This is a genomic window from Lutibacter sp. (genome assembly GCF_041562875.1).
Lineage (GTDB): Bacteria > Bacteroidota > Bacteroidia > Flavobacteriales > Flavobacteriaceae > Lutibacter.
On sequence record NZ_JBFFOE010000121.1, the window covers coordinates 1 to 6,364 of the forward strand.

Below are 6,364 nucleotides of genomic sequence, written 5' to 3' on the forward strand. Positions count from 1 at the left end.
ATTTTAATGCACCTGAAGGCAAATTTAAATTCTCTTTTATTTCACCACTTTTTATGCGTTCTAATCGCAATAATCTCTTAATTCCTGTTCGTGAATACCCATCAATTGGATATGGATTAAAACCCACAAAAGACCAACACAACCCAACAATAACAGTCATTTTCAAATAATTCTTCATTTTATATTTTTTTTGAAAGTAGTACTTCTTTGTTTTTGTCAATTTTTGGGGTAATCGATTCTAAATAGGTTGAACTTAATGCCTTTTTATTTTCTACAAACGGACGAATTTGAAACAACCACAATTTATTATTTTTAAATCCAAGCTCCACGTCATAAGCTCCTTTATATTCGGCATTTACTTCTTTTGCCATTTTATTTCTTACATTTTTAGCTAATTCTCTTATATCTTTTATATTCTGTTCGTTTAAAATAGCCATTTCAAAAGTTGCAGATTTTTTAGCGGTTCCACCAGTAATTGGTAAACTATTGTAAAATGGTTCACGAGATGGAGCTATTAATTTATTAGATCCTTCAAAACTTAATTCATAAGCCTCTGCTGATTGACCTTCAACTGCACCACCAGCGCCTCTGCTAAAAGCAATGGTTAAATCTTTTGAATTTCCAGAATTAATTCCTGCTGTAATCATTACTCCCGAATAATTTACATCAACACTTGGAATTACTAAAATTGAAGGAAATACATTTTCTGGATTCAACAAATATTTTTGACGCCATTTAAAACTACGTTCTGTATATGGTGACGCCCAAACATCTTTTATTCCTTGTAAAATTTTGTCTTTTGAAACTACATTAAATAAAGTCAAATTCAAACCAGCTCCCGAAAAATCTTTTAAATCTTCCATATTGGTATCGCTTCTTAAAAACACAGGAATTTCACCCAATTTCTTTCCTAAAACAGTTTGAAATTCAGTTTCTAATTGCGAAATAAAACTTGCTTGAATTGGCATTTTTTTTATGGCTTCACGCAAAGTTTCTAATTGTTTTAATTGAAATTTTTCTACTTCGTCTTCAGAAATATTATTTGAACGTTGCTTATCAGCTTCCAAAAAAATATTGGTTAAAAAATTCCAATATGAAACATTTTGACCCGACATTTGCTGATTCATATGTGATTTAAAAATTCCAAAAGGAATTACAATTCCTTCCACCACTTTATCTGGAAACATTTTTTTCAATTGCCCCAAATTAGCAGCTTTTGGTCCGCATAATTTACCAGAATCCTTTGCATCAACATTTCTCATATTTAAAATGCTATTCACATCTAATCGAATATTTTCAACAGGAACAGCAATTTTAGTTTCTTTTCTGGCTTTTTTTGAAAATAAAGCAAGCTCTTCAACAGTCATATCTTTCTCCAATTTTAAAATCACATTTCCTTTATTAGAAACCGCATAAAATACTTTTTGACCATTAAATTTCTTTAAATTTTGAAGATTATCATCAGACATTGCAGCGTTTGGAATCCCTAAATTACGTGCCAATAATTGTACGTGCGACACTAAATTTCCTTCAGCAACAGTAGCTATTCCTCCCACTGGTTTTAAATCGGATGGAGGTTTTTGAAAAATATAAATTTTTGTTGAAGAAACTTCAACTCCTTCAGGAGAACCATCAATAACAACTAACTCTCCAAAAGCATAACCCGGATTTAAACCACGAACCGAACTTTGGTTTGAAATATTGAATACTTTATTGGTTAAAGAAGATTCAGTGGCAATAATATCACCCAAATCAGCCACAGCTTTTCCTAAATGTAAAGCTGCAGAACTTCGTATTTTATCATCAATAAACCGGTATGATTTTGGCTCAAAACCAGTATAAATAGCAACAATTTCTTCGTAGATTGCTTTTACCATAGATGAACTCCACTCAACTTCACTTCTTGCCGATTGTAAAATGGCAGTCAATTCATTTAAAGTTAGTGATTCTTTATTTTTTGGTTTTATAACGGATTCAATTTCATTCCATTCCCACAATTCAATATAGCCAGCTCCAGCACTTGCCATTGCTAAAAAATACGTTTTATCTAACAATTCTTTTAGTGTTACTGGCTGCCATTGCGATGCATTTTTAAACACAATTTCTTCTAATTTTAAAGAAGCATCTAATAATTGAACTCTTGCAGTTGCTCTTTTTTCAACTAAAATTGCTTTTCTAATTTCTAACAATAAGTTCGCTGATTCAGTAACCAAATTAGCAGGTTTTGTTTCGGTACTATTTTTAATTGAAAACTCTTTTATGGCATTTCCTATGGGTGTATTTTTAAGCAAACTTGTTTTTTGAGACAATGCATGAATATCTATTGCTTTGTAAAAATTACTCATGGTTACAAGCAACTCATCAAACTTTAAATTTAACGCATTCGTTAATTCTGAAGCGTATTTGGTTTTAAATTGTTGTACTTTTTCAATATCCGAAAATTCAGGTTGTCCGTGAATTTTAACCCGCAAATCCATAAATGCAGGAAATAAATCGGACAAAACTTTCGATTGACTTCGCATTAATTGCGCAACATTATCATCTCCTTTATGCGGAATATCTTTTAAGGACTCACGAATTAAAAAGAAATTTTTAGTGATACTCGTATCTCCCGTTAATAACCATTTATAAAAATCAATTCCCCAAGCTTCTTCATCTTCAACCTGAATAGCACCTCTATAATATTGTGCTTTTTGTAAAATCCACCCATCATCTACACCTCGTAAATACTTATCTAATTGATATTGTTTTAAACGCGAATTATGATTTTGAGAATCCCAAAACTCTTGATGCTCAGTATATGCCAATATTTGACCTAAAAAAACATTATTTTTCTTTGCAATATTCTCAACAACATCTTTATAGCGCGCATGTTGAACACCAGAACCAATAGAATCTGGACAAGGGTCTTTTGGCATTCTTACACTTCCATCTTTACAAAACCAACGAATGTCTTTATAAGGCCCCCGAAGATCTGTTTTAAAAGAAGTAATTTGCTCTTTAATATATTGATTGTCAAAATTTTGAGAGAAGGCTGCTATTGAAAACAAACCAATCAAAATGCTTAATACGTTGTTTTTCATAATAATTTTATGGATATAATTTTATGAATCTCAAATATAATTCCATAATTTTAAATTTACTCTATTTATATTCTAAATCAAATTTTATTGCACAACTATTTATTTTAAAATTAGTCTTCAATTTTAAAATAGGTGCACTTTATTTCATTATTTTTATCAAAATAATTAGACTCTTTAGAGTTATTTGTCCATAAAATAATATTTAGCAATCACTTTTATCATGAGTAAAACATTAGTTTCATCAAAAGCAAATTTCGGTACACTTCCTGTTTTTTTAACCGCTATCTCAACAATATTAGGAGCGGTTATGTTTTTACGTTTTGGATTTGCTGTTGGTTCAGTGGGTTTTATGGGTGCCTTATTAATTATTATAATTGGTCATATGGTTACCATCCCAACTGCCATGGCTTTAGCTGAAATTGCAACCAATCAAAAAGTTGAAGGTGGTGGAGAATATTTTATTATTTCACGTTCTTTTGGATTAAATATAGGAGCAGCCATTGGTATTACTCTGTATTTATCCCAAGCAATTAGTGTGGCTTTTTATGTGATAGCATTTGCAGAAGCTTTTGAAGCTATAAAACCATGGGTTGCATCAGAATTTGGTTACGAATTATTTGACAATCGATTATTTAGTATTCCTGCCTTATTGCTCTTAATTTGGTTGATGGTTACTAAAGGTGCAGATTTAGGAATGAAAGCATTGTATGTAGTAGTTGCTATATTAGCTATTTCTTTAATACTTTTCTTTATGGGGTCAACACCTTTCGGTGAAGTTTTTGATAGTTCTCAATTATTAAATAATGTTTCCTCTGATAAAGGTTTCTTTTATGTTTTCGCCATTATTTTCCCTGCATTTACAGGAATAACTGCAGGAGTTGGTTTGTCGGGTGATTTACGTGAACCTAAAAAATCTATTCCGTTGGGAACACTTGCAGCTACCATTGTAGGAATGATTCTATATGTTTTTATAGCTTTAAAATTAACATCTTCCGCAAGTGCAGATGACTTGATAAATAATCAATTAATCATGAGTAAAATTGCACTTTGGGGTCCAATTATACCCATAGGTTTAGCTGCTGCAACTATTTCATCTGCATTAGGTTCTTTTATGGTTGCTCCTCGTACATTACAAGCTATTGGAGGGGATAATGTATTCCCAAATAAGTTCTTGAATATTTGGGTTGCAAAAGGAACAGCTAAAAATAACGAACCTAGAAATGCAACCATTTTAACTAGTGCAATTGCTTTAGTTTTTGTGTTAATGGGTGATGTTAACGCCGTAGCAGAAATTATTTCCATGTTTTTTATGGTTACCTATGGTTCACTTTGTTTAATTTCATTTATGCAACATTTTGCAGCAGATCCGTCCTATCGCCCTTCTTTTAAATCTAAATGGTATCTTTCTCTTTTGGGAGCTATTATGAGCATTTATTTAATGTTTAAAATAAATACGCCTTATGCCCTTTCTGCTATAGCATTAATGGTTGTTTTATATTTTTATATTACCATGAAAAATGATAATAAAAAAGGTATGGCTACTATTTTTCAAGGTGTTATCCACCAAATTAGTAGAACTATTCAAGTATTTCTTCAAAAAACTGAAAAAGAAAAAACGGTAGAAGCCTGGAGACCAGCAGTAATATGCCTATCAAAAGATAGTTTTAAACGTTATGGGGCTATGGAAATGATGAAATGGATATCATATAGATATGGTTTTGGAACCTATATCCATTTTGAAAAAGACTACTTTTCAACAGAAACTAAAAAAAATGCTGAATTAAAACTTGAAAAATTAATTAAATCGGCAGCAGTAAGCAAAAATAATGTTTTTATTGAAACATTAATTTCACCTTCTAACACAGCTGCAATTATTCAAGCAATTCAACAACCTGGCATTTCTGGGCAACCAAATAATATGATGCTTTTTGAATTTAAAAAAGGAGAAAAGGAATGGTTAACAACAATAATTGATAATTTTAGTGTTTTAAAAAGCGCACAATATGATTTATGTATTTTAGCTTCTTCCGACAAAGGATTTGGCCATAAAAAAGAAATTCATATTTGGATACGTAAAGTAGATTATGAAAATGCGAATTTAATGATTTTACTATCCTATATTATTTTAGGCCATCCTGATTGGAAAAAAGGGCAAATTAAAATATTTGCAACTTTTGCTAAAGAAAATATTGCACAAGAAGAACAAAATTTAATTGAATTAACTTCTTCTGGTCGCTTACCTATTTCAGCAAATAATATTCGTGTTTTACCTATTGAAGGAAATAAAAGCAGGTTAGATTTGATTAATGAAAATTCTGCAGATGCCGATTTAACTTTAATTGGTTTTCACGAAGGCATGATGAAATCTGAAAATAACTTGGAACTTTTTGAAGGTTATGACAAGATTGGGAATATTCTTTTTGTTAACACATTAACTTCAAAATCAATTAAATAATTTTCTTAGAATATAAATTAATTGTTTAATTTATATTCTAAGAAAATTAAAAAACCAAATTAGTTTCAAAAGGTACAGACCATTTAGAAGCTCTACCTATTGCCGGAATTAAAGTAGCAAAAACTTCTAGTTCTCTCGATGAATTTGAAGCTCCTTTTTTTTGTTTACCCAATTTAAGTGCTATAGGCGTTTGCAGTTGAATAGTTTCCTTATTAGCTGTAATATTTAACATTTTCTTACCCAAAAAATGATCTTTTCTATCAAAAGTCACCCCAAAAACGTCACTTTCATCCCAATTTCCAATAATAACTGGGATATCTACCTTTCCATGAATATCATATACAAATAAATAAAGTAAATATTCCATTTCTAACTTTAAATCTAATGAATGAAACTCTATCTGAGTATTTATAATAATATCAGAAATATTGTCACCTACATGAATAATTTCGGGAATTGATTCTAAAAAAACGGAATTAATTTTTGCCATAATTTTCTTTTTTAGCTGTTATTTTTCTTTTGATTGAAATTAAAACGCCTACCAAAACACCCATTGAAAAACTCCCCAGTATTACAATAACACTAGAAAAAGATAATTTCCAAAAAAGAAATTTCACATCTACAACTTCAGCATTTTGAAGTGAAAAAATTACAATTAAAGTTGCAAATAAAATAGCAACAAAAGTCTTAAGTTTCATATCTGTAAATTTTAATAGGTATTCTATTTCAAGTCTAAATTAACCTATTTTTTTGATGTTTTTTACTTTTTAACAATCTGAGAGTTACCAATCAATCCAGCAACTTTTATATCAGGTTGACCATATAC

General features: G+C 30.3%; 4 protein-coding genes. 1 reads left to right on the forward strand and 3 read right to left on the reverse strand.

Annotation, left to right across the window (positions count from 1 at the left end):
- Positions 1-179 precede the first annotated feature (179 nt).
- The gene (locus ABY863_RS12185; protein WP_372795219.1) at positions 180-3,083 is read right to left on the reverse strand and encodes a PEP/pyruvate-binding domain-containing protein; all 2,904 of its coding nucleotides are present in this window, start codon (positions 3,081-3,083) and stop codon (positions 180-182) included.
- 220 nt (positions 3,084-3,303) lie between these two features.
- Between ABY863_RS12185 and ABY863_RS12190 the strand changes: the two genes are divergently transcribed.
- The gene (locus ABY863_RS12190) at positions 3,304-5,538 is read left to right on the forward strand and encodes a hypothetical protein (RefSeq protein ID WP_372795221.1); all 2,235 of its coding nucleotides are present in this window, start codon (positions 3,304-3,306) and stop codon (positions 5,536-5,538) included.
- A 46-nt stretch (positions 5,539-5,584) separates the two neighbouring features.
- On the opposite strand, the gene ABY863_RS12195 is transcribed toward ABY863_RS12190, so the two are convergent.
- Both ABY863_RS12195 and ABY863_RS12200 read right to left on the reverse strand, forming a co-directional pair.
- Positions 5,585-6,028, reverse strand: a complete 444-nt coding sequence (locus ABY863_RS12195) for a hypothetical protein (RefSeq protein ID WP_372795223.1) — start codon at positions 6,026-6,028, stop codon at positions 5,585-5,587.
- Positions 6,015-6,236, reverse strand: coding sequence for a lipopolysaccharide assembly LapA domain-containing protein (locus ABY863_RS12200; RefSeq protein ID WP_372795225.1), 222 nt, complete (start codon positions 6,234-6,236; stop codon positions 6,015-6,017). Before ABY863_RS12200 ends, ABY863_RS12195 begins: the two co-directional genes overlap by 14 nt.
- Positions 6,237-6,364 lie beyond the last annotated feature (128 nt).

Excerpts from the sequence above, each read along its gene's own strand:
- ABY863_RS12185 (WP_372795219.1), bottom strand. The coding sequence starts at position 3,083 with ATGAAAAACAACGTATTAAGCATTTTGATTGGTTTGTTTTCAATAGCA.
- ABY863_RS12190 (WP_372795221.1), top strand. The coding sequence starts at position 3,304 with ATGAGTAAAACATTAGTTTCATCAAAAGCAAATTTCGGTACACTTCCT.
- ABY863_RS12195 (WP_372795223.1), bottom strand. The coding sequence starts at position 6,028 with ATGGCAAAAATTAATTCCGTTTTTTTAGAATCAATTCCCGAAATTATT.
- ABY863_RS12200 (WP_372795225.1), bottom strand. The coding sequence starts at position 6,236 with ATGAAACTTAAGACTTTTGTTGCTATTTTATTTGCAACTTTAATTGTA.